This is a genomic window from Brooklawnia propionicigenes (assembly GCF_030297015.1).
In the GTDB taxonomy this organism is placed as follows: domain Bacteria; phylum Actinomycetota; class Actinomycetes; order Propionibacteriales; family Propionibacteriaceae; genus Brooklawnia; species Brooklawnia propionicigenes.
On record NZ_AP028056.1, the window covers coordinates 991,403 to 1,015,313 of the forward strand.

Annotated in this window: 22 protein-coding genes and 1 tRNA gene; 9 read left to right on the plus strand and 14 right to left on the minus strand. The window is 64.4% G+C overall.

What is annotated here, in order from left to right; all coding sequences use genetic code 11:
• The first annotated feature begins 50 nt into the window (after nucleotides 1–50).
• A complete protein-coding gene (locus QUE25_RS04505; RefSeq protein WP_286267961.1) occupies nucleotides 51–947 on the plus strand; it encodes an HAD family hydrolase in 897 nt (298 codons plus the stop codon).
• A gap of 10 nt (nucleotides 948–957) precedes the next feature.
• Nucleotides 958–1,734 (plus strand): class I SAM-dependent methyltransferase, encoded by a 777-nt coding sequence (locus QUE25_RS04510; RefSeq protein ID WP_286267962.1) that lies wholly within the window; start codon nucleotides 958–960, stop codon nucleotides 1,732–1,734.
• Between the two features lie 651 nt (nucleotides 1,735–2,385).
• On the opposite strand, the gene QUE25_RS04515 is transcribed toward QUE25_RS04510, so the two are convergent.
• Both QUE25_RS04515 and QUE25_RS04520 read right to left on the minus strand, forming a co-directional pair.
• Nucleotides 2,386–2,826, minus strand: coding sequence for a hypothetical protein (locus QUE25_RS04515; RefSeq protein WP_286267963.1), 441 nt, complete (start codon nucleotides 2,824–2,826; stop codon nucleotides 2,386–2,388).
• A gap of 377 nt (nucleotides 2,827–3,203) precedes the next feature.
• Nucleotides 3,204–4,181: an EamA family transporter gene (locus tag QUE25_RS04520; protein ID WP_286267964.1), complete on the minus strand. Its 978-nt coding sequence runs from the start codon at nucleotides 4,179–4,181 to the stop codon at nucleotides 3,204–3,206.
• A 160-nt stretch (nucleotides 4,182–4,341) separates the two neighbouring features.
• Between QUE25_RS04520 and QUE25_RS04525 the strand changes: the two genes are divergently transcribed.
• On the plus strand, nucleotides 4,342–4,851 hold the full coding sequence (locus QUE25_RS04525) for a phage holin family protein (RefSeq protein ID WP_286267965.1): 510 nt from the start codon (nucleotides 4,342–4,344) through the stop codon (nucleotides 4,849–4,851).
• Nucleotides 4,852–4,869: 18 nt separating this feature from the next.
• Here QUE25_RS04525 and QUE25_RS04530 read toward each other — a convergent pair whose 3' ends face one another.
• The 5 genes from QUE25_RS04530 to QUE25_RS04550 are packed head-to-tail and all read right to left on the minus strand — an operon-like array spanning nucleotide 4,870 to nucleotide 7,599.
• The gene (locus tag QUE25_RS04530) at nucleotides 4,870–5,511 is read right to left on the minus strand and encodes an NUDIX hydrolase (RefSeq protein WP_286267966.1); all 642 of its coding nucleotides are present in this window, start codon (nucleotides 5,509–5,511) and stop codon (nucleotides 4,870–4,872) included.
• Nucleotides 5,508–6,191: an endonuclease III gene (gene nth / locus QUE25_RS04535; protein ID WP_286268492.1), complete on the minus strand. Its 684-nt coding sequence runs from the start codon at nucleotides 6,189–6,191 to the stop codon at nucleotides 5,508–5,510. Before nth ends, QUE25_RS04530 begins: the two co-directional genes overlap by 4 nt.
• Nucleotides 6,170–6,628 carry a RidA family protein gene (locus tag QUE25_RS04540; RefSeq protein WP_286267967.1) on the minus strand — a complete coding sequence of 153 codons (459 nt, stop codon included), beginning with the start codon at nucleotides 6,626–6,628 and terminating at the stop codon, nucleotides 6,170–6,172. Before QUE25_RS04540 ends, nth begins: the two co-directional genes overlap by 22 nt.
• Nucleotides 6,628–6,810, minus strand: coding sequence for a Sp36 family protein (sp36, locus tag QUE25_RS04545; RefSeq protein WP_286267968.1), 183 nt, complete (start codon nucleotides 6,808–6,810; stop codon nucleotides 6,628–6,630). The genes QUE25_RS04540 and sp36 overlap by 1 nt, the downstream gene beginning before the upstream one ends.
• A gap of 42 nt (nucleotides 6,811–6,852) precedes the next feature.
• Nucleotides 6,853–7,599 carry an alpha/beta hydrolase gene (locus tag QUE25_RS04550; RefSeq protein ID WP_286267969.1) on the minus strand — a complete coding sequence of 249 codons (747 nt, stop codon included), beginning with the start codon at nucleotides 7,597–7,599 and terminating at the stop codon, nucleotides 6,853–6,855.
• A gap of 95 nt (nucleotides 7,600–7,694) precedes the next feature.
• On the opposite strand from QUE25_RS04550, the gene QUE25_RS04555 reads away from it, so the two are divergent.
• On the plus strand, nucleotides 7,695–8,534 hold the full coding sequence (locus tag QUE25_RS04555) for an aldo/keto reductase (protein WP_286267970.1): 840 nt from the start codon (nucleotides 7,695–7,697) through the stop codon (nucleotides 8,532–8,534).
• Nucleotides 8,535–8,578: 44 nt separating this feature from the next.
• On the opposite strand, the gene QUE25_RS04560 is transcribed toward QUE25_RS04555, so the two are convergent.
• The 7 genes from QUE25_RS04560 to QUE25_RS04590 form a co-directional block, all read right to left on the minus strand.
• Nucleotides 8,579–11,143, minus strand: coding sequence for a sodium-translocating pyrophosphatase (locus tag QUE25_RS04560; protein WP_286268493.1), 2,565 nt, complete (start codon nucleotides 11,141–11,143; stop codon nucleotides 8,579–8,581).
• A gap of 251 nt (nucleotides 11,144–11,394) precedes the next feature.
• Nucleotides 11,395–12,240, minus strand: a complete 846-nt coding sequence (gene eutC, locus QUE25_RS04565) for an ethanolamine ammonia-lyase subunit EutC (RefSeq protein ID WP_286267971.1) — start codon at nucleotides 12,238–12,240, stop codon at nucleotides 11,395–11,397.
• Nucleotides 12,241–12,268: 28 nt separating this feature from the next.
• Nucleotides 12,269–13,633, minus strand: a complete 1,365-nt coding sequence (gene eutB, locus QUE25_RS04570) for an ethanolamine ammonia-lyase subunit EutB (protein ID WP_286267972.1) — start codon at nucleotides 13,631–13,633, stop codon at nucleotides 12,269–12,271.
• A 76-nt stretch (nucleotides 13,634–13,709) separates the two neighbouring features.
• Nucleotides 13,710–15,140 (minus strand): ethanolamine ammonia-lyase reactivating factor EutA, encoded by a 1,431-nt coding sequence (locus QUE25_RS04575; protein WP_286267973.1) that lies wholly within the window; start codon nucleotides 15,138–15,140, stop codon nucleotides 13,710–13,712.
• A 3-nt stretch (nucleotides 15,141–15,143) separates the two neighbouring features.
• Nucleotides 15,144–16,157, minus strand: coding sequence for a zinc-dependent alcohol dehydrogenase (locus QUE25_RS04580; RefSeq protein ID WP_286267974.1), 1,014 nt, complete (start codon nucleotides 16,155–16,157; stop codon nucleotides 15,144–15,146).
• Between the two features lie 14 nt (nucleotides 16,158–16,171).
• Nucleotides 16,172–17,674: a phosphate acetyltransferase gene (gene pta, locus QUE25_RS04585; RefSeq protein ID WP_286267975.1), complete on the minus strand. Its 1,503-nt coding sequence runs from the start codon at nucleotides 17,672–17,674 to the stop codon at nucleotides 16,172–16,174.
• A 264-nt stretch (nucleotides 17,675–17,938) separates the two neighbouring features.
• The gene (locus QUE25_RS04590) at nucleotides 17,939–18,298 is read right to left on the minus strand and encodes a WhiB family transcriptional regulator (RefSeq protein ID WP_286267976.1); all 360 of its coding nucleotides are present in this window, start codon (nucleotides 18,296–18,298) and stop codon (nucleotides 17,939–17,941) included.
• 203 nt (nucleotides 18,299–18,501) lie between these two features.
• Between QUE25_RS04590 and QUE25_RS04595 the strand changes: the two genes are divergently transcribed.
• The 5 genes from QUE25_RS04595 (at nucleotide 18,502) to QUE25_RS04615 (ending at nucleotide 23,781) form a co-directional block, all read left to right on the plus strand.
• Nucleotides 18,502–20,664: a transglycosylase domain-containing protein gene (locus tag QUE25_RS04595; RefSeq protein WP_286267977.1), complete on the plus strand. Its 2,163-nt coding sequence runs from the start codon at nucleotides 18,502–18,504 to the stop codon at nucleotides 20,662–20,664.
• Nucleotides 20,661–21,575, plus strand: a complete 915-nt coding sequence (locus QUE25_RS04600) for a metallophosphoesterase (protein ID WP_286267978.1) — start codon at nucleotides 20,661–20,663, stop codon at nucleotides 21,573–21,575. Before QUE25_RS04595 ends, QUE25_RS04600 begins: the two co-directional genes overlap by 4 nt.
• Nucleotides 21,576–21,639: 64 nt before the next feature.
• A tRNA-Pro gene (locus QUE25_RS04605) sits at nucleotides 21,640–21,713 on the plus strand.
• Nucleotides 21,714–22,081: 368 nt separating this feature from the next.
• Nucleotides 22,082–22,849, plus strand: coding sequence for a type IV toxin-antitoxin system AbiEi family antitoxin domain-containing protein (locus tag QUE25_RS04610; RefSeq protein ID WP_286267979.1), 768 nt, complete (start codon nucleotides 22,082–22,084; stop codon nucleotides 22,847–22,849).
• On the plus strand, nucleotides 22,834–23,781 hold the full coding sequence (locus QUE25_RS04615; protein WP_286267980.1) for a nucleotidyl transferase AbiEii/AbiGii toxin family protein: 948 nt from the start codon (nucleotides 22,834–22,836) through the stop codon (nucleotides 23,779–23,781). The genes QUE25_RS04610 and QUE25_RS04615 overlap by 16 nt, the downstream gene beginning before the upstream one ends.
• Nucleotides 23,782–23,911: the final 130 nt, after the last annotated feature.

A 23,911-nucleotide genomic window follows, 5' to 3' on the forward strand; every position in this document is an offset into this window, starting at 1 on the left:
AACTTGGCGATCCCGAGATGCGAATGCCGCTGCCATCCAAGGCAGCGAGCTTGCCGAACCGCGGGCTGCACCGCAAACTGGTCACTGCCGGGATGGCCCCGGCAGAAGGGCAGAGTGCGGACGCGATGACTATCCGGATGATCGTCAGTGACCTCGACGGCACCCTGCTGCTTCCGGACAAGTCCACCTCGGCCCGCACGCGGCGAGCCATCGCTGCGGCTCAGGACGCAGGCATCCTCGTCGTTGCCGCCACCGGACGCTCCGTCATCGACATGCCGAAGGTGCTGCCTGCGCAACTGCGTGATCTGGCGGTTTGTTCGAACGGCGCGGTCGTCTACAACGCCGCGGACGACACCGTGCTCGCCGAGCGTCCCATCGCCGCCGAGGTCTGCGCCGCGCTGATCGAGAGCCTTCTCGACTTGGCGCCCGACACCCGCTTCGCCACGCTCACCCGCAGTGGTTACGACCTGCTGCCCGGTCCGGGCTATCTCGGGTTGATGGAACCGGGCAACCATGGCCGCAACCCCGAAGACCTCGATGAGGTGCCGATGTCGGGGCTGAGTGCGCAGTCAGCGGTCAAGATCATTGCGCGGCACGGTGGGTTGCCGCTGGAGACGCTGTTCGAGCTATGCGAGCAGGTCGCCCATGTGGGTGTGCTGCCGACGACCTCGGGCGTGCCGTTCATCGAGATGTCGGCGGCCGGGGTGAGCAAAGCCACCACCTTGGAGCTGCTGGCCGCCGAGCACGGTTTCACCGCCGACGAGGTGCTGGCCTTCGGCGATTCCGCCAATGATCGCGAGATGCTCGATTGGGCAGGTCACGGTGTGGCGGTGGCCAACGGCACCGCGCCCGTGTTGGCGGTCGCCGACGAGATCGCTCCGGCCAACACCGACGATGGCGTGGCGGTGATCATCGAGCGCCTGCTCGCTTGCGGGGGCCGGTTCTAGAGTGGGGTCCATGCCAGCTGTCACCCACCCTTCGCTCCCCCAATCTGCCCTGCAATGGCTGGTGGGCGCCGAGCCGGTGCAGGTCGTCACGCTCGGCTGCTCGCGCGGGGTCATCAACCGGCTCGTGGCCCAGGGCCACGGCGTGCTCGCCATCGAACCCGATACCCAGCGCTGCCACCAGCTCCGAGGTGACGGACCGGCCAGCGAGGCACTGTTCACGGCGGCCGGACGAGCGGACGAGCTCCCCCTCCAGCCTTGTGCCGCCCACGTCGTGCTGCTCGGCGGACCCTGGCGAGCGCAGCCCGGTCGTCCGCGGATCAACGCGCACCAGGCACACGGGCAGCTCAGCCGGGTGCTGCAGCCGGGCGGCTGGGTGGCCGGCTGGCAGATCGTCCGCGACGACACCGTGCCCTGGGTGCGAAGGTTGATTGCGCTGATGCGCACCATCGACCCGGACGCAATGTCGGGCTCGGCCGGCAACAGTCACGAAGACCTGCTGAGAAGCAAGTACTACCCGAGGATCGAGCGTCACGAGTTCCGGCTGTGGGCTCCGATCACCCGTCGCGCACTGGTCGAGATGGTCTCCGAGCAGCGCGTCGTCAGCGGCCTGACCGACACCGAACGCCGTCAGCTGATGGGCGAACTGAACCAGATCCTCGACAGTGCGGCCCGGATGTCAGAATTGCGGCTGCCTTACCAGATGCAGTGCTGGCGGGCATATGTCGATCATCATGAGCTTACTCAGCCCATCTCGTTCGGCGATGGCTCCTTGGTCATCCCGATCTAGACGAGACCAGCGGCGCAATATCTCCGCTCTCATACCGAGAAGACCGGCACCATGCCGGACCGCAGACATGCGGTCTGAATGCCCGGGGCTTGCGGGGCACACGCTGCCACATCTCGGCCGAGTACTTCTGATTCGTCGTCGTCCATCGTGCGGGACCGCGCAGATCCCGAATTCGAGTTCGCCGATGCGCGCTGGCTATACGCCGAGGTGTTGGGCGGCGGTGGTGACGGTCGGGTTCTTCGTCGACCTGAGTTCGTAGTCGGGCATGCACCCGTCGTCAGATTGGGGGGTCACCTCGCGCAAGACGCGACTATCTAGGATGTTGACTCTGCGCATCTACGCAGTCTCGATACCAACATCCTAGATAGCTAGCCGCAGACTTTGATCGATGATTCGTCACCCATCGGAGATAGTGTTGCTATCTCTTTGCGGCCTCACGCTTGTCTTTGTAGGCGAAGGCTGTGGCTGACGAGACCCCGAAGATGACGCACACGAAGATGCCCTGCGGAATCTTCGTAGCCAGGTCCCATTGCCCGATACCCAGCAACCAGAGAAGTATTGAGAATGGGATCATACAGGCCGCGAGGATAAGGCTCATCTTGAAAAACCTCTTCCACCACATCTCTACCTCCTCGCATTTCTACCAGCCGATTAATTGCAGGCGGCGTTGAAGTCCGGGAGAGTACCAATCCCCCAGAACGCCAACGCGCAAGCAACGCCGGCGACGGGGGTGCCAGCCGCGGTAATTGCGCCGCAAATCGCTGTGGTGGCCGCAAAGAACGAGTATGAAGCAACGTAGGCTTGCCAGCAGTCGTATCCTCTGGTTTGCATTGTGGGCTGGTCGGAGATAGTTACTTCGACTCGATCTGAAGATACGGCCGTATGGATATATTTCCCGTCCGCATTCCGGATGAATGCGTCGATTTGGCTGTTGTCGGCAACGGCTGCAAAGAAATCCCGATAGAATACTCTGGCCTCTGCGGTACTTCCCTGCATTATTTGACTAAAGCCGTCCGATCCTTCAAGAAGTGCGGCACGCGCCAAGAATCCGTCAGTATCAGCTAACTTGGCTTCATCTATGGCATTCGTCATCAAGCTCATGGTCTGCTGTTCGTCCAGCTTGTCGGAAGCAGCCGAGAATTGCGGGGAGATGTAAGTGACGCTATCAGACTTGACTGTATCAAAGTCTGCATAGGACGACTACACTGGGAGTAGCAGGCACGACAACAGCGTTGCTATAACTGTGATTATTTTTGCTGGGGTGCGCATTATAAAATTTCTTCTTTCGTAAACGAGTCTTAAATGCCTCTAGTTCAATTCCTTATTCATAGAAATTCTGTCCAAAGCAAGACCTCCAAAACTCTAAACGGATGTCTCAACCACAGGTTAACACCCAAGTCACCGACTTTGTCAAGAGGCCCGACACGGTTGAAGGCGTAGTCGGGCCGCACTCCGCCAGCCTCGATCTTTCATCTGGCAGTCTCCAGACCCGGCGCGGAAGACTCTGCGGAAACCGGCTCACCATCACGACGTGTGGTCTCCCCCAGTTTCACCAGCACGACACCCGCCAACACCAGGACGCCGCCGAGCATCTGCGCGACCGTCAGCATCTGCCCGACCAGCAATGCCGCGAGAATGATCGCGAAGAGCACCTCGGACAGCCCGACGAACGAGGCGAGCCGGGTACCGAGCAGCCGCGCGCCCATGATTCCCGTCACATAGGACGCCGCCGAGCTCAGGACGCCGAGGAAGACCAACGGCAGCCACCAGGGCACTTCGAGGCCCGCGTAGGCCACGGCCACGGACGCCGTCGCGACAGGCAGCAGCTGGAGCAGCGCCACCAGGCAGAGCACGATCGTCGCGACCAGGCAGCCACCCGCGGCCAGCACGATCGGCGGCAGCCCGCTGGTGTCGTCGGAGGAATAGACGAAGTAGGCGGCGTTGCCGACCATCGCGACCAGCGACCAGATGAGCCCACGGATGTCGAAAGCCGGGCCGGCTCCGAGCACCTGCAGCACCAGCACCAGTCCGCCCATCGCCAGCACCGATCCCAGCACCGTTCGGCGGCCCGGACGTTCTCCGCGGCGTATCCACAACCAGATCACGATGGCCAGCGGCGCCAGGTACTGAATCAGCAGCGCCTGCGCGACCTGCAGATACTGCACGGCGCTGAAATGGCCCAACTGCGGCACCGTGATGCCGAACAATCCGTAGCCGAGCAGCAGCCGCCAGTTGCGCAGCAGCAGACGCCAGCGTCCACGCAACGCGATGACGGCCGGCACCACCATGACCGCGGCACCGATCCCCACCCGCGGCACCACGATCCCCAGCGGTGACCAGCCCGCCTTGAGCAGGCCCGCGGCCAACGTCCCCGACATACCGAAGAAGAACGCTGACAGCAGGGCTATCGACAGACCCCAGCCGAAGCTCGGGTACTTGGGACGCATGGCCTACATGCTATGGGAGCGTCCAGGAAAAGCCGAACCGGTCGATGACACGAATGACTTCCGTTTCGGGGGTTGGCGAGCCCCCACCGCGCGACAGCATTAGGCTGGTGCTGGCCGCGGAAGTCCGAAGCACGACGGCCAGCACAAGAAGGGACCGACAATGGCCGATCGTCCGACTATCGCTGATTACATCCAGGTACTGAAGACCACCATTCCCAACATGGTGAGTCAGATCGGTGACCTGGCGAAGGCCGAACTCAAGCCGGCGGCGAAGCATGGCGGGATCGGTGCCGGAGCCTTCGCAGCTGCCGCAGTCGTCGGTCTCACTGCTCTGTTCCTGGTGCTGCTGACCTTCGCTTTCGCGTTGTCGATGTTCTTCCACGAAATCCTGAACCGCAATCCGCTGACTGCGCTGATGTTCGGCTTCTTGACGATGACGGTGCTCTGTCTACTGATCGTCGCGGCTCTCGCGTTGTTCGGTAAGTCCCAGATCAGCCAGGTGAAGGCGCCGCAGGCCACCATCGCCGAGACCAAGGCCAGCATCGGAGCTATCACCGATGCCATCGAGTTCGGCGCCCAGGACGCGAAGAACCGCACCACGCCCAGCGATGCCGTGGCGGTCACCACTGCGGCGAAACTGGTCAAGCCGGCCAGCGACGATTGGGCCTGACCCAGCGAGGACGACGCGTCAGGGCAGCGGGCGGTCCCGCATGAAGCGCTTGGGAACGTCGACGAGCCGGGTCTGATCCCACGGTTGTGACCAACCGCCCAGTTTCAACAGCGCATCGGTCAGATACGCGGTGAATCCCCACAAGAACAGATCACCGAACAGCCAGGCCGGCCCGGTGTGCCCGGCGGGGTGACGGGCCATCACGCGATGGCCGGGATCGGTCAGCTCCGAGATCCGCCAGCGATGGATGGCGGCCACTTCGGCCGGGCTGGTCACGGCCATCGGGTCGAGCCCGCTCCACGACCCCACCACCGGGGCAACATCGAAACTACTGACCGGCAACCTGGTCACGGGCAGGCGTCCGAGCAGGGTCACCCTGTCGGGTTGCAGGCCGACCTCTTCCCAGGTCTCGCGGAGCGCGGTCGCTGGGGCGTCCGCGTCGCCGGGCTCGTAGGTACCTCCCGGGAATGAGATCTGACCAGCATGTTTGCGCAGTCCCACGGCTCTTTCGGTGAACAGCAGATCGGGATCGTTGTTCTCCGACAATAGGATCAGCACGGCAGCGTGGGCCTGACCGTGCGGACGCCGTTCGGGCGTCAACCGGTTGGACAGGCCGGGATCGGCCAGCCTGGCCACGAGCTGATCGAACTGTCCGGTCATGACTTCACCAGAGCCTTGGCCTCGTCCGGATCGGTCGGGCCGGTGCCGTAGCTGGGGCAGAGCCCACCCACCACGCAGGCGCCGCAGGCGGGCTTCTTGGCATGGCAGCAGCGGCGGCCGTGGAAGATCAGGGTGTCGCTGAGCACCGTCCAATCGGAGGGGTCGAACAGCTGCTGAAGGTCGGTTTCGACGACCTCGGGTTTCGCCGAGGTCGTCCAGCCGAGGCGTTTCGAAACCCGCAGTACATGGGTGTCGGTGGTGATGGCGGGCAGCCCGAAAGCATGACCTCGCACCACATTGGCGGTCTTGCGCCCGACACCCGGCAGCTTCACCAGGTCATCGATGCTGATCGGCACCTTGCCGTCGTAGTCATCGGCGATCTGGCGGCTCAGCCCCTGCAACGCCGCCGCCTTGTTGCGGAAGAAGCCGGTGGGCCGAATGACCTCTTCGAGTTCGGCCCGGTCGGCCTCAGCCAGCGCCTGCGGGGTCGGCCAGCGCGCGAAAAGCACCGGGGTGACTTTGTTCACCCCGACATCGGTCGACTGGGCCGACAGCACCGTGGCGACCAGCAGCTGGAACGGACTCGTGAAGTCGAGCTCGCAGCGCGCGTCCGGGTAGGCCGCGCGCAGCAGCTTGAAGACTTCGTCCGCGGTGGTTTTCACGCAGCCTCGACGACCAATTCGACTTCGACCGCCGCATTGGCGGGCAGCACCGCGACGCCGACCGCGCTGCGGACGTGGCGTCCTTCTTCACCGAAGAGTTCGATGAGCAATTCGGACGCGCCGTTGGCGACCAGTGCCTGATCGGTGAACTCCGGGGTGGAATTCACGAAGACACACACCCGCACGACCTCACGAATGGCGTCGATGGTTCCCGCCACCGAGACCACCGCCGACAGCGCACGCAGGATCGCGAGCCGGGCGGCCTGCTTGCCGCCGTCGAGATCAACATCGGCGCCCAGGCGGCCGGTGATGATGTTGCCGTCCAGATCGATCGGCAACTGGCCGCTGGTGAAGACCTGAGTGCCGACCCGCTTGGCCGGGGCGTAGGCACCAAGCGAAACGGGTGTCGCCGGCAGTTCGATATCCAGTTCGGTGAGCCGCTCGCTCGCGCTCATCAGGCACCTGCCACGATCGGGCGCTTGAAGTAGCCGACCAGCGTGTCGGGGTTGGGGCCGGGAGCCAGCTGGACCAGCTCCCAACCATCTGCGCCGAAGTTGTTGAGGATCTGCTGGGCGACATGGCTCAGCACGGGGGCGACGAAGTACTCCCACTTGGTTGGCTGCGATGCATCACTCATGCCCCCAGATTAGAGCGTGCCCCGAACACGACGCCACGGAAGTCAACCGATGGGGAACTCGCGGCGCAACCAGTTCACGGCAAGACCGAGCCACTGCGCAAACCCGGGGTTCTCCATCTCGGGGCGGCCTGTGGAGGTGAAGGCCGTACCCAGCGCCAAACCGTGCGGCCCGGAAGGGAAGACGTGCAGTTCGAATGGCACGTTCGCAGCATGGAGGCGCTCGGCGAAGGCCAGTGAGTCGGTGACCGGCACGGTCTCGTCGTCCGCGGTGTGGACCAGGAACGTGGCCGGGGTGCCGGCGTCGACCGCAGCGAGCAGGTCGGGGGCGTTGTGGCTGGCCGCAACGCACACTTTCAGGGTGTCTAGCGTCGTCACCGGGTAGATCAGGATCAGCCGCGCCGGGCGGATCCGTCCGAAGACGCCCAGCGAGGCAGCCAGATGCCCGCCCGCCGAGAATCCCGCGACCACGATGCGATCGGGGTCGACGCCCCACTGGTCGGCGTGGTCGATGATCGTCTGCATCGCCGCCTCGGCGTCGGCAAGCGGACGCGGCCAGGCCGACCGTTCACCCAGGGAGTATCGCAGGACGAAAGCCTGGTAGCCGGCCCCCAGGAAGGACAGTGCGACAGGCTCGGATTCCCGGTCGGAACAGTGTTCGTATCCCCCGCCCGGCAGCACCAGGACGGCCGGACGCCTGGCCACGTTGCTGAGCTTGTCTGCCTGGCCGTGCGCATAGTAGGTGAGGGTGACTGCCTCGTCGCCGGTCGGATTGACGACACCATTGATCATGGTTGCGAGCCTAGACCGACCCCAACCAATTGATCCTTCAATTTGATAACCGTGAACATCTCCCGGTTGCTGGTCATCAGTGACAAAGTGGATGTATGAACACGATCACCATTCCCTCAGTCCCGCTCCTCGACGGGGGATCGATTCCCCTGGTCGGTACCGGCACCCTGTTCGCCAAGGGAAACGAACTGGCCGATCGCCTGGCCGAGTGCATCTATGACGGCTATCGACTGATCGACACCGCAGCCCAGTACGCCAACGAGGTGGCGGTCGGTGAGGGCATCCGCCGCTCCAGCGTGCCGCGGGACGAGATCTTCGTCACCACCAAGGTGGCCGGCTCCGATCAGGGACGCGGGCTGACCCGGCACGGCCTGGAGGACTCGCTGCGCAGGCTCAACACCGATTATGTCGACCTGCTGCTGATCCACTGGCCCAATCCATCGCGGGGCCTCGCCGTCGAGACCTGGCAGGAAATGCTCGAGCTGCATGCCGAGGGTCTCGTCAAGCATGTCGGGGTGTCCAACTTCCTCCCGCACCAGCTCGAAGAGCTCTACCAGGCCACCGGTGTGTGGCCCGTGGTCGACCAGATCCAGCTCTCCCCTGCACTGGCCCGCACCGAGGTGCGCGCCTTCTTGGCCGAGCGCGGGATCGTCGCCGAGGGCTGGCGTCCGCTCGGCCAGGCCGAGCATGCGCTCGATCAGATCATCGTCCACACGATCGCCGAGCGTCACGGCGTGGAGCCCTCACAGGTGGTGCTGCGCTGGGCCGTTCAGCAAGGTGCCGTCGTTATCCCCGCGTCCCAGCACAGGCAGCGTTGGCTGAGCAATGCCGATCTGTTCAGTTTCGAGCTGACCGATCAGGAGATGATCGACCTGGCGACCATCGACCTGGGCGAGGCCAAGGCCTGGGACGCCAATACTCACGAGGAGTGGTGAGCGTGGGTCCCGCAGGTGCTGACGACCTGCGGGACCCCGCAGCTTCAGGAACGAGAATCGTCGAACCTTGACCGGCCGGGGATGGTCTGCAGTTCCAGGCCCTCCTCGACTCGCTCCATGCCGCCGACCACTGCGGCAGCGCTGGCCGAACCGGTCAACTGGTCGGCAGGCAGATCGTCCGACAGCTCGCGCTTGACATCGACCAGGTCGAGTCCGATGCGCATTCCGTAGAAGGACCGCCAGATGAAGTAGACCGCGATCAGGAAGAAGACCACAGCGAGCAGATGAGTGAGCACGCTGTTGCCGGCACCCGAGATCGAGACCGCCAACTCGACGGCCAGCAAGCCGAACAGCGTGCTGAACTTGATGATCGGGTTCAGGGAAACCGATGAGGTGTCCTTGAACGGATCGCCGACTGTGTCTCCGACGATGGACGCGTCGTGCAGCGCACTACCCTTGGCGTCCAGATCGACCTCAACGAGTTTCTTCGCGTTGTCCCAAGCCCCGCCGGCATTGGCCATGAAGATGGCCTGATAGAGCCCGAACAGCGCCAGCGACAGCAGATAGCCGATGAACAAGAACGGTTCCATGAACGCGAACGCCAGCGTGGCGAAGAAGACCCCGAGGAAGATGTTCAGCATGCCGCGTTGCGCATAGCGCGTGCAGATCTCCACGACCTTCTTCGAATCCGCCGCGGACGCTTTGGTGACTCCGTCCAGTTTGATATTCGCGGTGATGAACTCGACGGCGCGGTATGCGCCGGTCGTGACCGCCTGGATGGAGGCCCCGGAGAACCAGTAGATGATCGCCCCGCCCGCGATCAGGCCGAGCAGGAAGGGCGCATGGATGGGCGACAGCTTGTCGATATCTTGTTCCAGGCCCTGGGTGAGGCTCACGATGATCGAGAAGATCATCGTGGTCGCGCCGACCACCGCAGTGCCGATCAGCACCGGTTTGGCGGTTGCTTTGAAGGTATTGCCGGCACCGTCGTTTTCTTCCAGATAGCGCTTCGCATTATCCCATTTCACATCGAAGCCGAAGTCACGCCTGATTTCGTCCTCGATCCCCGGGATCTCGTCGATGGTCGACAATTCGTAGACGCTCTGCGCATTGTCGGTCACCGGACCATACGAATCGACGGCGATCGTCACCGGGCCCATGCCCAGGAAGCCGAAGGCAACCAGCCCGAAGGCGAAGACCGCCGGCGCCAGCATCAGTGCACCCAATCCCAAGGTGCTGACGAAGAACGCTCCGGACATCAGGCCGAGAATCGCGGCACCGAGCCAGAATGCCGAGAAGTTGCCCGCCACCAGACCGGACAGAATATCCAGGGACGCCCCGCCCTGCTGGGCACTGACGACGACCTCCCTGACGTGGCGGCTCTTGACCGAGGTGAACGCCTTCACCAATTCCGGGATCAGGGCGCCGGCAAGGGTGCCGAACGAGATGATCGTGGCCAGTTTCCACCACATGCCGTCGCCCAGGTTCGAGATCATCGCGAAGCTCGTGAGATAGGTCAGGGCGATCGAAACGATGCTGGTGAGCCAGACCAGCTGGGTCAGCGGGGCTTCGAAGTCCATCTCCTCGGCGTGTTCGTAGCGCGCCTTGGTGATCGCCGAATTGACCGCGTATGAGATGAACGAGGCCAGCACCATGACGATGCGGATGGTGAAGATCCAGACCAGCAGTTGCACCTGAACCGTCACGTCCTGGACGGCCAGCAGAATGAACGTGATCAGCGCGACTCCGGTCACGCCGTAGGTTTCGAAGCCGTCGGCGGAGGGGCCAACCGAATCGCCCGCATTGTCACCGGTGCAGTCGGCGATCACGCCCGGGTTGCGCGCATCGTCTTCCTTGATGTGGAAGACGATCTTCATCAGGTCGGCGCCGATATCGGCGATCTTGGTGAAGATACCGCCCGCAATACGCAGCGCGGACGCCCCGAGCGATTCACCGATCGCGAACCCGATGAAACACGACCCGGCGATGGTCGGCGGCAGGAAGAGCATGATGATGAGCATCATCAGCAGTTCCACGCTGATCAGCACCATGCCCACGCTCATGCCCGACTGCATCGGGATGGCATGTGCCGGGTAGGGCTTGCCGCGCAGTGCCGCGAAGCTGGTCCGTGAGTTCGCGAAGGTATTGACGCGGATGCCGTACCAGGCGACCCCGAAGCTGCCGGCCATGCCGATCAGGCTGAACGCGAGAATGATCGCCACGCGTCCCCAGGAGAAGCCGACGAGGGCCTTGTAGTACAGCAGGATGACCGTGCCGATGAATAGCCACAGAATCAGCAGGAACCTGCCCTGCTGGATCAGGTAGGTCTTGCAGGTCTGATAGATCAGCTCGCTGATCTCGCGCATCGATTCGTGCACGGGCAGATCCCGCAGCCGACGATAGGTGGCCAGCCCGAAGCCCAGGCCCGCCAAACAGACCAGCAGACCGATCATCAGCAGATGGTTGCCCTGCATTCCGAAAAACGAGACGGACGTGAAGTCCGGCAGCACGAGGCTGGCCTCTCCACCGTGGATGCCGCCCGATTCCTCGCCGCCGCCTGCGGAGCAGCCGGCCAGCAGCCCGGTGAGTCCGAGACCTGCTATCCACATCGCGCGGCGGACTCCACCAGACCTGCTGGTGGACGTACTGGATGGGGGCGTGCCGCCCGACCGACGCTCTGCCATCATGGCTCCTCTCTGAGCATGACTTCGGCCATCCGGAGCTTGCTTGCATCCCGGACCCCGACTTTCGGTTACCCAGGATACGCGCCGGTCACCCGGCTGATGGGCCAGCTACCAGGTGGACACCGCGCACGCAGTCGAGAACATCCGCAGGCTTCCGCCGTCGCCGGGATCGGCACTCAGACCTTGAGGTTGATCCCCGACACCTGCTGTTCGATCATCTTGGCGATCAGATCAGCGATGTGGGCCCCGGCCTCGACCGGCCCAGTGCCCTCGCGGTGGATGTTGGAGACACAGTTGCGCTCCGACTCGGGCATGCCGACCCGAGCCCGGTACGCCAGATAGGCCGACAGCGACTCCGGCGTAGCAAGCCCGGGACGCTCACCCAGCAGCACACAGGTGACCCTCGCGCCGAGGGTCTGCGAGATCGGCTCCATGGAGCGCACGCGGCCGTACTTCACGAAGAACGGCGTTCCCACGCTCAGCCCGTGCAGCTTCAGCCCCTGCTCGAGCGCGGGTAGCAGATCGCGGACGTTGGCCTCGACGGCCGTCGACGACAGCCCGTCGGAAACGTAGACCTGCACCTGCGGATCGGCGACGCAGCGCTTCTTGATCTCGGCGAGGGTCTCGTCGTCGAATTGTGCGCCCAGATCGGGCCGGGTCAGGTACTCGTCCTTCGAAGTGCACCTGGTCTGCACGCTGAACAGCCCCAGCTGTTCCAGCAGATCCGGATCCACATCGGTGAACACGGCATCTTGAGCCGAGGCGTTGTCCGCCCAGAAACGCAGCAGCGCACTGGTCGTATAGCGCGGACCGCTGCGTCCCAGCCCCAGCCGGGCCCAGGTGCGAGCCTTCACCTGCGCGAACCGCTCCGGGTTCGCGGGGTGCGCCACGTCATAGGTCATCCGGTAGTCGACCTGCCGGATATCGGGGATCTCATCGTCCTCGGTGGTGGCTACGGCAGCGCCGACCCCCAGTTCGCTGAGCACCCGGCGGACGATGAGTTCCATCTCCTGATCGTTCATCACGCTCACCTTTCACTCACAGCCCGGTTCAGAAGAAGATCGAGCCGTCACCGGCCCGCTCGGTCAGCACGCCACTGTCGTCGCACAGTCCCCGCGAGACCATCCAGCGGTGGAACTCGGGAGCCGCGGTACGTCCCAGCAGTTCGCGCAGCGTGGCATCGTCGTGGAAGCTGGTGTCCTGGTAGGCGAGCATGACATCGTCGGCCAGCGGGACACCCATGTAGTAGTTGGCGCCGGCCAACGCCAGCAGCATCGTCGCCTGCTGCTGATCGTCCATGGTGATCGACGTGTGGTTCGTCCAGCAGGGCGCCATACCCATCGGCAGGCCGAGGAACTTGCCCATGAAATGGTCCTCCAGATTCGCCCGGATCATTTCCTTGCCGTCGTAGATCGTCTCCGGCCCGATGAACCCCGAGACGTTGTTCACCATGAACGGCCGGAAGAAACGTCCGAAGCCGTAGGTGCGCGCTTCCAGGGTCTGCTCGTCAACACCACGGTCGCGTCCGATCGACACCTCGGAGCCCTGCCCGGTCTCGAAGTAGAGCAGGTTCGCTCCCTGGCACTGGCCGTACTGTTTCACCAGCTCATAGGCCTCCTCGAGCAGCTCCCGCGTGACCCCGAAGTCGTCGTTGGCACCCTGGGTGCCGGCGATCGACTGGAAGATCATCGACAGCGGCGCTCCCCGGCGCAACGCCTCCATCTGGGTGGTGATGTGAGAGAGCACCACGACCTGAGTCGGGATCTCGTTGCGGACCATGAAATGCCACACCGCATCGGCGATCCGTTTGGTGTTGGCCGGGTCGTCACCGACCGGATTGATACCCAGACAGGCATCGCCGCACCCGAAGGAGACCGCCTCGGCCAGTCCGAGCACGATTGTCTCCGGGTCATCGGTGGTCGAGTTGGTCTGAGCACGATACGAGATCGTGCCGGCCTGGCCGATCTCGGTATTGCAGTGGGTGACATAGCGAATCTTGGACGCGCCGTAGACCAGATCCATCGAAGTCATGATCTTGGCCACCGCGGATGCCACCTCGCCCACGAAATTGCGTCCGGAGCGCTTCAGCACGTCAGGGGTGGTCTTGTGATCGAGCACCCACTCGCGCAGCTCGCCGATCGTCATGGTCTTCATGGACTCGTAGCCGGGCTGGTTGAGGCCGTCCCAGTTCACCCGGGTGACCTCATCGTCCTCGTACGGCACGGTCGGATTCTCGGTCAGCTCGCCCACCGTCAGCTCCGACAAGACGACCTTGGCAGCCAGCCGTTCGGAGGCTGTCTCGGCAGCGATGCCGGTCAGCCGATCCCCCGCTTTGGGTTCGCTGGCTTTGGCCAGCACATCGGTGATGCTCGTGAAGCGAAAGCTGTGCCCATTCAGGCTGGTTGCTAACTTCATTGCTCCCTCCCCTCCCAGCGCCCGTCGTTGGACGCCGGACTGTGCTACCTTGGCCGGCCACGTCCGACCCAGGCAGTCAATCGTTGAAGACCAGAGTCTTCACCACCACCGGCACCGCCTGCCCGGCGCCCACCGGTGCACCGATGTCGATGTAATCGCCCAACCCGGTGTGGACGCCGTCGATGCAGACCACATCATCGCGGCGCCCACGTTGCACCGCGAGGGATTGGCCGAGCACCTTGGCGCGGTCGTTTTCCAGGACGACCACCAGCGGATTGGGCCCGTTCAAGATGGTGGCCGCGCCGTCGATGATCGCCTGCGCCGTCTCCTGAACCGAGGCGAACGAATTGATGTGCTGACCGCTGAAGCAGACCGCCACCGCACGACTGAGATCGTCGGGATTGAGCAGGGCGAGTTGCTCTTTGATCGCGGCCGCCAACCGGGCCGGGTCGGCTGCCTGTTCATCGGGAACCCGCAGGATCGGCACATTGCGGATCGGCAGCAGCTCCCGCGCGTACTCGATCGTCGACCCGCTGATCTCCATGGTGTGGACACCCGCGCCCACTACCGTCGCACCGATGGTTTCCGCGCCGTGATAGCGCTTCACCAGGCCGAATGCGCTCTCGTCAGCGATCGCGGCACCCAGCAGCGGCCCAATGTCGCCGAAGCGGAACGGGTTCGAGCTGCGATCGGCATCGATCAGATCGGCCACGCCACCGGAGAAGCTGATCGCCGCCGGGATGATCTCGGAACCGAGCGGTCGTCCCATGTTGGTGTACATGGTCGAGTGCATCTCATCTCGGGAGATCAGCCCGACGCCCATCGCCAGTTGCCTGGCCATCACCCTTGCCAGGGTCCGCAGGCGCTCCAGATCGGCGCGATCGCCCACCTCCAGCGGGATACCGGATGCCGCGGCGAGCCGGCGGATCTGATGCGAGATGTAGCTGATCTTGCCACTGTCGACCCGCACCAGGCGTCCGCCGATATCCAGGCAGGACGCCCCGAGCAGCCGGCCGAACCGGTAGGCCGCAATGTTGGTCGTCCCGCCACCGACGTCGAGATTGGCGATGACCTGGGGATTGTCCCGTGACCACGAATCGATGCCGACCCCGCGGGCCGCCAGCACCGCTTCGAGCAGCGGGCCGGCGGCGGCGACAACGAAGTCACCGGCGAGTTCACTGAGCGCCTGCAAGACCTGCTCGGCGTTGTCGGCGCGGGCGGTCTCACCGGTGATGATCGCAGCACCGGTATGCACGTCGGATGGTTTCACCCCGGCCGCGCGGTATTCGTCCTCGACGATCGTCCGCAGCGCGTCCACATCGATCAATTCGGGATTGATCAGTGGCGTGAGATAGATACGGCTGCGATAGATGACCGTCTTGTCGACGATCGAGATGCGCGGCACGACGAAGGCGCCGGCCACGTTCTCGATCGTCAGCCTGCTGAATACCAGTTCGGTGGTGGAGGTACCGACGTCGATACCGACACTGATGACGGTTTCACTCATGGCTCAGCCGAGTTCGAGCACGGTGCGCCCAGGCAGAGCGGAGGTCTGCATGTGCTCCATCACCTCGTTGATGTCTTGCAGCCTCGCGGTCTGTACCGTGGCAGCGATCTTCTCCTGCGCCGCCAGGTGCAGTGCGCGCCCGAGATCGTAGCGGGTGCCCACGATCGACCCGCGCAAGGTGATGGCGCGCATCACCATGTCGTAGATCGACAACGGGAAATCGCCCGGGGGCAAGCCGTTGAGCACCACGGTGCCACCAGGACGCATCATGCCGACCGCCTGCCCGAATGCCGGCGGGGAGACGGCGGTCACCAGGGCGCCGTGCGCACCACCGATCTGACGTTGCAGATAGCCGACCGGGTCGGTGTTGCGGACGTTGATGGTCATGGTCGCACCCAGCCGGGCCGCCAGGTTCAGCTTGGCGTCGTCGATGTCGACGGCGACCACCTGGAATCCCATCGCCCTGCCGTACTGGACGGCCAGATGTCCCAGACCACCGATGCCGGAGATGACCACCCAGTCACCCGGGTCGGCGTCGGCCATCATCAGGCCCTTGTAGACGGTCAGGCCCGCGCAGATCAGCGGCGCCGCGGCGATGTAGTCGAGCCCGTCGGGCAGTCTCGTCGCGAACCGTCCATAGGCCACCAGGTATTCGGCGAAGCCACCATCGACGTCGTAGCCGGAGCGCAACTGCTGGTTGCACAGTGTCTCCCAGCCCGACAGGCACTGCTCACAGGTTCCGCAGGCCCAGTGCAGCCACGGCACGCCGACCCGGTCGCCGATGCTGAGATAGTCCACCCCCGGGCCCAACTGGACGACCTCGCCGACCGCCTCGTGGCCGGGTACTCGCGGCAACGATGGCTTGTCGGGCCAATCACCTTCAACGGCATGCAGGTCGGTATGGCAGACTCCGCAGGCCCGGACCCGGACCAGGACCTGGCCGGGGCCGGGGGTGGGTACCGGCAGCTGGCGCAGCTCGAGCGGGTGACGGAACCGGGTGACCACAGCCGCATTCATCAAAGTTTCCATCATCATTCCAATCCGGCCTGAATAGCGGTGATGGCGACCGTGTTGACGATATCGGCGACCAGAGCACCTCGTGAGAGATCGTTGACAGGCTTGTTGAGTCCTTGCAGAACCGGCCCGATCGCCAAGGCTCCGGCGCTACGCTGCACCGCCTTGTAGGTGTTGTTGCCGGTCTGCAGATCGGGGAAGATCAGCACCGTTGCCTGACCCGCCACCGGCGAATCCGGCAGTTTGGTGCGGGCCACTGCGGCATCGACGGCGGCGTCGTATTGCAGCGGGCCGTCCACGATCAACCCGGGTGCCCGCTGCCGCACCAGCCGGGTCGCCTCGATCGTCTGCTCGACATCGGGGCCGGTGCCGGAGGTGCCGGTCGAATACGACAGCATCGCGACCTTGGGCTCGATACCGAACTGCTTGGCCGTGGCCGCCGAGCTGATCGCGATATCGGCGACCTGGTCGGGCGTCGGGTTGGGGTTGACCGCGCAATCGCCGAAAACCAGTACCCGGTCGGCCAGGCACATCAAGAAGACCGAGGAGACCACCGACACGCCCGGCTTGGTCTTGATGACCTCCAGCGCCGGACGAATTGTGTGCGCGGTCGTGTTGACCGAGCCGGAGACCATCCCGTCGGCCAGCCCCTCGAGGACCATCATGGTGCCGAAGTAGCTGACATCGGCGACCCGTTCCCGGGCCTGCTCGAGCGTCACGCCCTTCTTGGCACGCAGTTCGGCGTAGTGGGCGGCGAACTGCTCGCGCAGCTGGCTGGTCTGGGGATCGATCAACTGAATGCCGTCGATCGTCAGGCCCAGCTCGGCGGCCAACTGCCCGATCGCCGCCGGGTCGCCCAGCAGAGTCAGCCGACAGATCTTCTGCTCGGCCAGGCGGTGCGCCGCGCGCAGGATGCGTTCCTCGGTGCCCTCGGGCAAGACGATGTGCTTATTCACCCGCCGGGCCTGCTCGAGCAGCCGATGCTCGAACATGAGCGGGGTGACGATGTCCTCGCGCCCGATCGGATGAGCGTTGTCGAGCAACAGGGATGCGTCCACCTCGGAGGCGACGACTCGGCGGGCCTGGGCCAGCTGTACCGCGTTCAACCGCGCCGGCACCTTCTCGTAGTTCTTCACCGTCAGGTAGACCTGTTCGATGGTGTTGACCGAACGCAGCAGCGGTGTCTGCGGGGCCAGTTTGTTCCACAGCACGCGCACCTCGTCGGCCAGCGGCCACGGGCCGGCAGCAATCGCGGCGGCCGGCCGGGGGAATCGTCCGGATGCGCCGCCGATCAGCAGCCCGAGCCCGATCTCACTGCGATCGGCGGAGAAGACGACTGTGGCGTCGGCCTTGACCTCGGGCAGCAGGTTGGTCAGGCCCATGTCTGCGATGAGCAGCTTGCCGGCATGCAGGCCGGACAGGTCCTGGGCGCCCGCGATGACGGTGGCGCCGAGCGCATCCAGCGCGCCGGCCAGGCCGTTGGCCGCGCCGGTCACCTCGTCCACCACGAACGCGGGCACGACGATGTCCGACGATAAATCGTTAAAGCTCCGGCCCGGCACGGAGTTTGGGCAGGGATCCGGCTTGAGTTCAGGGATCGGATTCGCGCGCGCTCAAGCCATCCAGGGTGTAACGAGGAGTTGCTGAGCCATCCAGCAGAATCGTGCCGGAGCCACAAGGACTCCGGCACCGCCCGACGAGGTGGCGTTCGGGACTCTCTCAGCGAGCACGAGCCGCCGTTCTAAGACACTGGGTATCCCACCGGCACAGCACTGCCGGCGTCGTTAGCGAGTTTCGACTGTCTGCACCTGCTCGGGCCGCTCTGCCTCATCCGGCGCATCGAAGGTCTCGTCGACAACCCTGACGGTGTGCGACGAAATAGCTGCGGCATTCAGCACCGCTGACCACGACTTCACGTCTGGACGCTGACGCAACAGTTGGCGGCGTTCCCTTTCGGTCATGCCGCCCCAGACGCCCCATTCGATACGGTTGTCCAGCGCCTCTGCCAGACATTGCGCCCGTACCGGGCATCCCATGCATATCGTCTTCGCTCTTTTTTGGTCTTTGCCCTCGGGAAAGAGGGCATCATTCATTCCTCTGCATTTGGCCAGCAGTGGCCAGTCCTCGGGGTCAGGCACGGCCATCGGTGCACGCTCCCTTCAGTGGTGGGTGGTGCCATCCAACCTACACCGGACCGCTGACTGAGCGAAACCTTCACAGGTCGCGTGGACGCCCACACGGAGCGCACACAGATATCACAAAGTCGGCTCTCATCAGGCATCCAGCTTTCAACGAGCGCTCGAATCCGACTCCTGAACCAGCAGATGCATCACGTACCCTAGAGAGCGTGAGCGTAAAGACCGCGGGAAGCAAAGCCTATTCGCTGCTGATGTTCGGGGTGGTCAGCATCTTGGCTGGGGTGCTGGTCGCCGGCCTTGGCGTCCCCTTCGCGGCGTTGGCTGCCGGGGCGACCCGGGCGGGGGCCGCAACGCTGAAAGAGGTACCCGCGAACCTCGCGGTGCCCGATCAGTACGAAGCGTCCACCATGTACCTGTCGGACGGTTCGGTGCTGGCGACCTTCTTCGACGAGAACCGCCAGTACGTCACGCTCGACCAGATCTCCCCCGAGATGCAGACCGCTCAGATCGCCATTGAGGACCACCGGTTCTACGAGCATGGCGCAGTCGACCTTCAGTCCGTGGTACGCGCAGCGCTCGGCAATGCCGCCGGCGGCGGTATCAGTGGCGGCGGTTCGACGCTCACCCAGCAGTACGTGAAGCAGGTCCGCCTGCAGATGTGCAACGGCGACACTGCCTGCGTGGAAGACGCTCAAGCCCCCAGCATGAACCGCAAGATCTTGGAGATGCGCTACGCGATCGCACTGGAGAACACCCTCACCAAGGACGAGATCTTGGAGCGCTATCTCAACATCGCCTACTACGGCGATGGCGCCTATGGAGTGCAGGCCGCGGCCAGGCACTACTTCAACACCGACGCCTCGCAACTGACCGTTGCGCAGGCCGCGATGCTTGCCGGTCTGGTGCAGAACCCCAGCCAGACCGATCCGGTCAACAACCTGGATGGTGCGCTGGCGCGACGTCAGGCCGTGCTGGCTGCTCAGGTGCGCTACCAGGGCATGCCCCAGTCGGTGGCGGACGAGGCTGCCGCGGAGGGCTTCGATGCCTCACAGGTGCAGACGCTGGGCAATGGTTGCCAGGGCACCCGCTATCCGTTCATCTGCGACTATGCGTCGCGGGTCTTGCTGAGCGACGAGATGTCGGTCTTCGGCGATACCGTTGAGGCGCGACGCGACGTGCTCAACCGGGCCGGCCTGCAGATCACCCTCAGCATCGATCCGAGCCTGCAGGACACGGCCCAGAATGTCATCAACTCGGTCGTCGGCCCCGAGGACGCAGCGATCGCGGTCGCCGACACCGTGGAGAACGCCACCGGGCGAATCCTGGCGATGGCCCAGTCGCGGCCGGTGATGGGCGACGGAGCAGGTGAGACGGCCTGGAACTATTCGGTGAGCTACGACATGGGAGGCGCCGACGGCTATCTGTTCGGTTCAACGTTCAAGACCTGGACGGCTGCCGCAGCCATTCAACAGGGCCACTTCCCCGATTCCACGTACTACACCGTGCAGCGAACCCAGAATTGGAAGGGCCAGTGGTTCCGCGGTTGCGGGGACGAGAAGTTCCAGCTGACCGAGGACTACAGCACGACCAACGCGGTTGCCAACCAGAACCAGGGCAGCTTCAACATGGTGACCGGCATGATGTGGTCGGTCAACAACTACTGGGTGTCGTTGGAACGCGATGTCGGCGTCTGCCAAGCGGTTGACATGGCCAGGCGTGCCGGCGTCGAGATCTCCCAGCCCGTCGAGGGTGAGGCCTCACTGGACGACTTCGACTACGTTCCCTCGTTCACTCTCGGCGCCGCCAAGGTGACCCCGCTGTCGATGGCGGTCGGCTACGGCACCTTCGGCAATCGGGGCGTGCGATGCAACCCGATCATTCTCGACTCGGTCTACGACCGCAACGGCGCCGAGGTGCCGGTGCCCAGTGCCGACTGCCAGCAAACCATTGATCCGACCGTGGCCGATGGCGTCAACTACGTACTCAACCGGACGCATGTCTCGGGACTGTCGTCGTCCACCTACATCAACAACGGTATCGACCAAGCATCCAAGACCGGTACCTCGGACAACTCGGCATCAAGCTCCGCATTCGTCGGCTACACACCCGACATCTCGACTTCGGTCGTGGTGGCCGGCGACAACACGAGCGCTGCCTGGCAGAACACTCCCGAGCAATCCCGCAACGTCATGACGATTCCCCTGAGCGCACTCAATGGCCGCAGTCTCGGCTCGTACGCGAGTATTGGCGCGGGTGCGCTGTGGCGTCCGATCATGCAGGAGGCGATGGACGGCATGCCTCAATCGAAGTTCACCAAGTGGGTCGCGCCGGCGTCGACGTCTACTGCCTCGTCCCCGTCGACCAGCCGATGACCGCCACACGTCGACTGACGCTGGCCGCGGGCGGCCTGCTCGGGTTGGCAGGTGCGGTGACCGCGGCCGCCTGGGTGGAGGCGCGTGCTTTCGTGCTGCGACGAGTGACCGTGCCGGTGCTGCCGTTCGGGTCTCCTCAGATCCGGGTGCTGCACCTGTCGGACATTCATCTGATGCCCTATCAGAAGCGCAAGCTGCGCTTCGTGGCGAGTCTGGGGGCTCTGGATCCGGATCTGGTGATCAGCACCGGCGACAACGTCTCGCGCGCGGAAGCGATCGAGCCACTGCTTGAGGCATTGTCACCGCTCATGGCGCGCCCCGGTGCGTTCGTCTTCGGCTCCAACGATTTCGTCGAACCGACCTTCCGCAACCCGGCGAGCTACCTATTCGGTAATTCCACCGTCGCCAAGGATCGCAAGCTGCTGCCCACCTGGCAGTTGCAGGACGCTTTCACCGACGCCGGGTGGGTCTATCTCGACAACGCGGCGGCCCGGCTGTCGGTAGCTGGACGCACAGTGGACCTCCGCGGCACCGGCGACGCACACAACGCGCTGGACGACTACTCGGCGGTGTCCGGGCCGCTGGCGCCCGACGCAGATCTGACGCTGGGGGTCACGCACGCCCCGTATCAACGGGTGCTGGACGCCATGACTGCCGACGGGGTGCAGATGATCTTCGCCGGGCACACTCATGGCGGGCAGATCTGTCTGCCGGTCAACCGCGCGATCATCGACAACTGCGATCTGCCGGTCGAGCAGGCATCCGGGCTGAGCACCTGGACCACCGGTTCGCAGACTTCCTGGCTGCACGTTTCCGCGGGTATCGGAACCTCCCCCACCGCCCCGATCCGACTGTTCTGCCGCCCGGAGGCCACGCTGCTGCGGCTGGTGGCACGAGACTCGGATTCCTGACTGACAGGTGCAATTGGTGCCCAGATCAAAGGTGCGATAAGCTACCTCTCGGCTCATGAGCCATCGGGGTGTGGCGCAGCTTGGTAGCGCGCTTCGTTCGGGACGAAGAGGTCGCAGGTTCAAATCCTGTCACCCCGACCGCAGGCCGAGGGCAGTCGAGTTTACTCGAATTGCCGAGGCCAAGGAGGGGTTGAGCGCGTCAGCGCGAGCACCCCGACCGCAGGCCGAGGGCAGTCGAGTTTACTCGAATTGCCGAGGCCAAGGAGGGGTTGAGCGCGTCAGCGCGAGCACCCCGACTCTGCACCTTAGGCTCCGCAGACTCGTGCGGGCTTCCGCGCACAACTCGACAGGGTCTGCCGTCCGATCGTGATCGACGAACGAACCACCCGTCGCCGTCGACCATGGTGACAATGCGACCGCCCGGACCCCGGGTTGAAATCCTGGCGGAGCAAGTACCACTCCCAGTGGTAAGATCGAGTCAAGCGCATCAACTTCCGGGGTCAGGAATGGCGATTCAGAGCTTCCTCGCGACGCGGCAGGTGTTCACTGCCGCCGAGTTCTCTCGTGCTTTCCCGAACAGCCAGACCGACCGGAACCTGCTGTCCCGTGCGGTGCGGAACGGACGAGTTGAGCGAGTGCGACGCGGTGTCTACGTCTCCAAAGCCGGCCCCTTCAGTCAGGTGACACCGGACCCGGTCGACATCGCGGTGGCTGTAGCGCAGGACGCCGTGTTCGCCTACACGTCCGCCCTCCAGCTCCACGGCACGCTGCACAACCTAGTCAACCGGACGCAGTTCTTCACCACCCGTCGGCTGCCCTCGTTCACGTACGACCGCCAGGACTACCTGCCTCATCAGATCGGTAAGCGGAAGCCCGAAAGCCAATCGCTGCTGACCGCATCGGGCGGCGCCTACCGCGTGACCACCCGCGAGCAGACCCTCGTCGACTGCCTCACCCGGCCCCAGCTCGCCGGCGGCCCGGAGAACGTACTCCGCTCTCTCGCCGGGTTCACATACGTGGACGCGCACAAGGTGGCCGACCTCGCCCAACGGGAGAGCCTGAGCGCACGATCGCGGATCGGCTGGGTGCTCCAGGCGCGACGCGAGGCCTGGAGCGTTCCCGAGGAGACCCTGTCGGCGCTGCGTGGCAGTCTGGGCGCCGGACCGTCGTACTTCTGGTCTTCGACCCAGCCCAAGGACGGCCACTGGGTGAACGACTGGAAGCTCTACCTGCCGGCACCCGAGGAGGAGATGGCCGCATGGTTGAACGGGTAAACCTGAACTTCTCGGGGTTCCGGCCCGACATCATCGAGAAGGTCATCCGTCTCCTGCTCATCCTCGAGCGGATCGGAAACCACGCGTTCCTCGGTTCGAGGATGAGTCTGCACGGCGGCACAGCCCTGAACCTGTTCGTCCTCGCTATGCCCCGGCTATCAGTCGACATCGACCTGAGCTACGTCGGCAACACCGATCGCGAACAGATGCTCGCCGAACGGCCAGCGATCGAACATGCGATCGCGGACATAGCCCGGGAGCTGGGCTTCACGGTTACCATAAGCCCTGCGGAGCACTCCGGACGCACGTTCCGCCTGCAATACAAAGGAACCGCGGGGCTCGACTCGGTCAAGATCGACACCAACTTCCTGAACCGCTCACCGCTGCTACCGCTGCAACGCAAGACCGTCGTGCTCGACAGCGGCGCAGAGGTGACGTTCCCGCTCAACAGCGACATCGAACTGATCGCCGGCAAGCTCAAAGCACTCGTCGAACGCGTCGCCGTCCGCGACCTGTACGACACCAGCCGCATCGCCGCCATCTACCCGGACCTCGTCGCTGGTGGGGACGAACGGCTGTTTCGGCGAATCGTGCTCTACTACCTCGCGAAGTCCGAACCGTTCCCTCGGCTGCTCGAGGTCGGTGACCGGTTCTCCGGGCGCCACAAGGACGTCGCCGACACGCTCTACCCCATGCTGCTCGCCGGCGAGGAGCCGCACCTGGAAGCGATGATCGACACCGCCCAGGCCTTCCTCGCCCGCGTGTCCAGGCCGGTCGACACTGAAGAAGCCGACTACCTTGAGCGCTTCAGCGTCGCGGACTTCGCCCCTGAACTGCTGTTCGCCGACTACCCGGACACGCTTGCCGCCGCCCACGCTGATCCAACCGTCGCCTGGAAGCTCCAGAACCTCGCCAGAACCCTGGACATGTGAGCAGACTGGCCGGCCATCGTGCTATCGGTCGGCACCGCGGAGGACGCGGCCCGCTGCCGGAGCCGATGCTTACGATCCTCCAGCGTGGATACATCGCCGAGACTTGGAACACCGCCGTACCGCCCTACTG

What these genes read in the sequence shown, in the direction of transcription:
- QUE25_RS04525 (WP_286267965.1), top strand. Translation starts at nt 4,342, where the DNA reads ATGGCCGATCGTCCGACTATCGCTGATTACATCCAGGTACTGAAGACC.
- eutB (WP_286267972.1), bottom strand. Translation starts at nt 13,633, where the DNA reads ATGAAGTTAGCAACCAGCCTGAATGGGCACAGCTTTCGCTTCACGAGC.
- QUE25_RS04560 (WP_286268493.1), bottom strand. Translation starts at nt 11,143, where the DNA reads ATGTGGATAGCAGGTCTCGGACTCACCGGGCTGCTGGCCGGCTGCTCC.
- QUE25_RS04510 (WP_286267962.1), top strand. Translation starts at nt 958, where the DNA reads ATGCCAGCTGTCACCCACCCTTCGCTCCCCCAATCTGCCCTGCAATGG.
- QUE25_RS04575 (WP_286267973.1), bottom strand. Translation starts at nt 15,140, where the DNA reads ATGAGTGAAACCGTCATCAGTGTCGGTATCGACGTCGGTACCTCCACC.
- QUE25_RS04615 (WP_286267980.1), top strand. Translation starts at nt 22,834, where the DNA reads ATGGTTGAACGGGTAAACCTGAACTTCTCGGGGTTCCGGCCCGACATC.
- QUE25_RS04520 (WP_286267964.1), bottom strand. Translation starts at nt 4,181, where the DNA reads ATGCGTCCCAAGTACCCGAGCTTCGGCTGGGGTCTGTCGATAGCCCTG.
- QUE25_RS04590 (WP_286267976.1), bottom strand. Translation starts at nt 18,298, where the DNA reads ATGGCCGTGCCTGACCCCGAGGACTGGCCACTGCTGGCCAAATGCAGA.
- QUE25_RS04610 (WP_286267979.1), top strand. Translation starts at nt 22,082, where the DNA reads ATGGCGATTCAGAGCTTCCTCGCGACGCGGCAGGTGTTCACTGCCGCC.
- QUE25_RS04530 (WP_286267966.1), bottom strand. Translation starts at nt 5,511, where the DNA reads ATGACCGGACAGTTCGATCAGCTCGTGGCCAGGCTGGCCGATCCCGGC.
- QUE25_RS04515 (WP_286267963.1), bottom strand. Translation starts at nt 2,826, where the DNA reads ATGACGAATGCCATAGATGAAGCCAAGTTAGCTGATACTGACGGATTC.
- sp36 (WP_286267968.1), bottom strand. Translation starts at nt 6,810, where the DNA reads ATGAGTGATGCATCGCAGCCAACCAAGTGGGAGTACTTCGTCGCCCCC.
- QUE25_RS04550 (WP_286267969.1), bottom strand. Translation starts at nt 7,599, where the DNA reads ATGATCAATGGTGTCGTCAATCCGACCGGCGACGAGGCAGTCACCCTC.
- QUE25_RS04540 (WP_286267967.1), bottom strand. Translation starts at nt 6,628, where the DNA reads ATGAGCGCGAGCGAGCGGCTCACCGAACTGGATATCGAACTGCCGGCG.
- QUE25_RS04600 (WP_286267978.1), top strand. Translation starts at nt 20,661, where the DNA reads ATGACCGCCACACGTCGACTGACGCTGGCCGCGGGCGGCCTGCTCGGG.
- eutC (WP_286267971.1), bottom strand. Translation starts at nt 12,240, where the DNA reads ATGAACGATCAGGAGATGGAACTCATCGTCCGCCGGGTGCTCAGCGAA.
- QUE25_RS04580 (WP_286267974.1), bottom strand. Translation starts at nt 16,157, where the DNA reads ATGAATGCGGCTGTGGTCACCCGGTTCCGTCACCCGCTCGAGCTGCGC.
- QUE25_RS04555 (WP_286267970.1), top strand. Translation starts at nt 7,695, where the DNA reads ATGAACACGATCACCATTCCCTCAGTCCCGCTCCTCGACGGGGGATCG.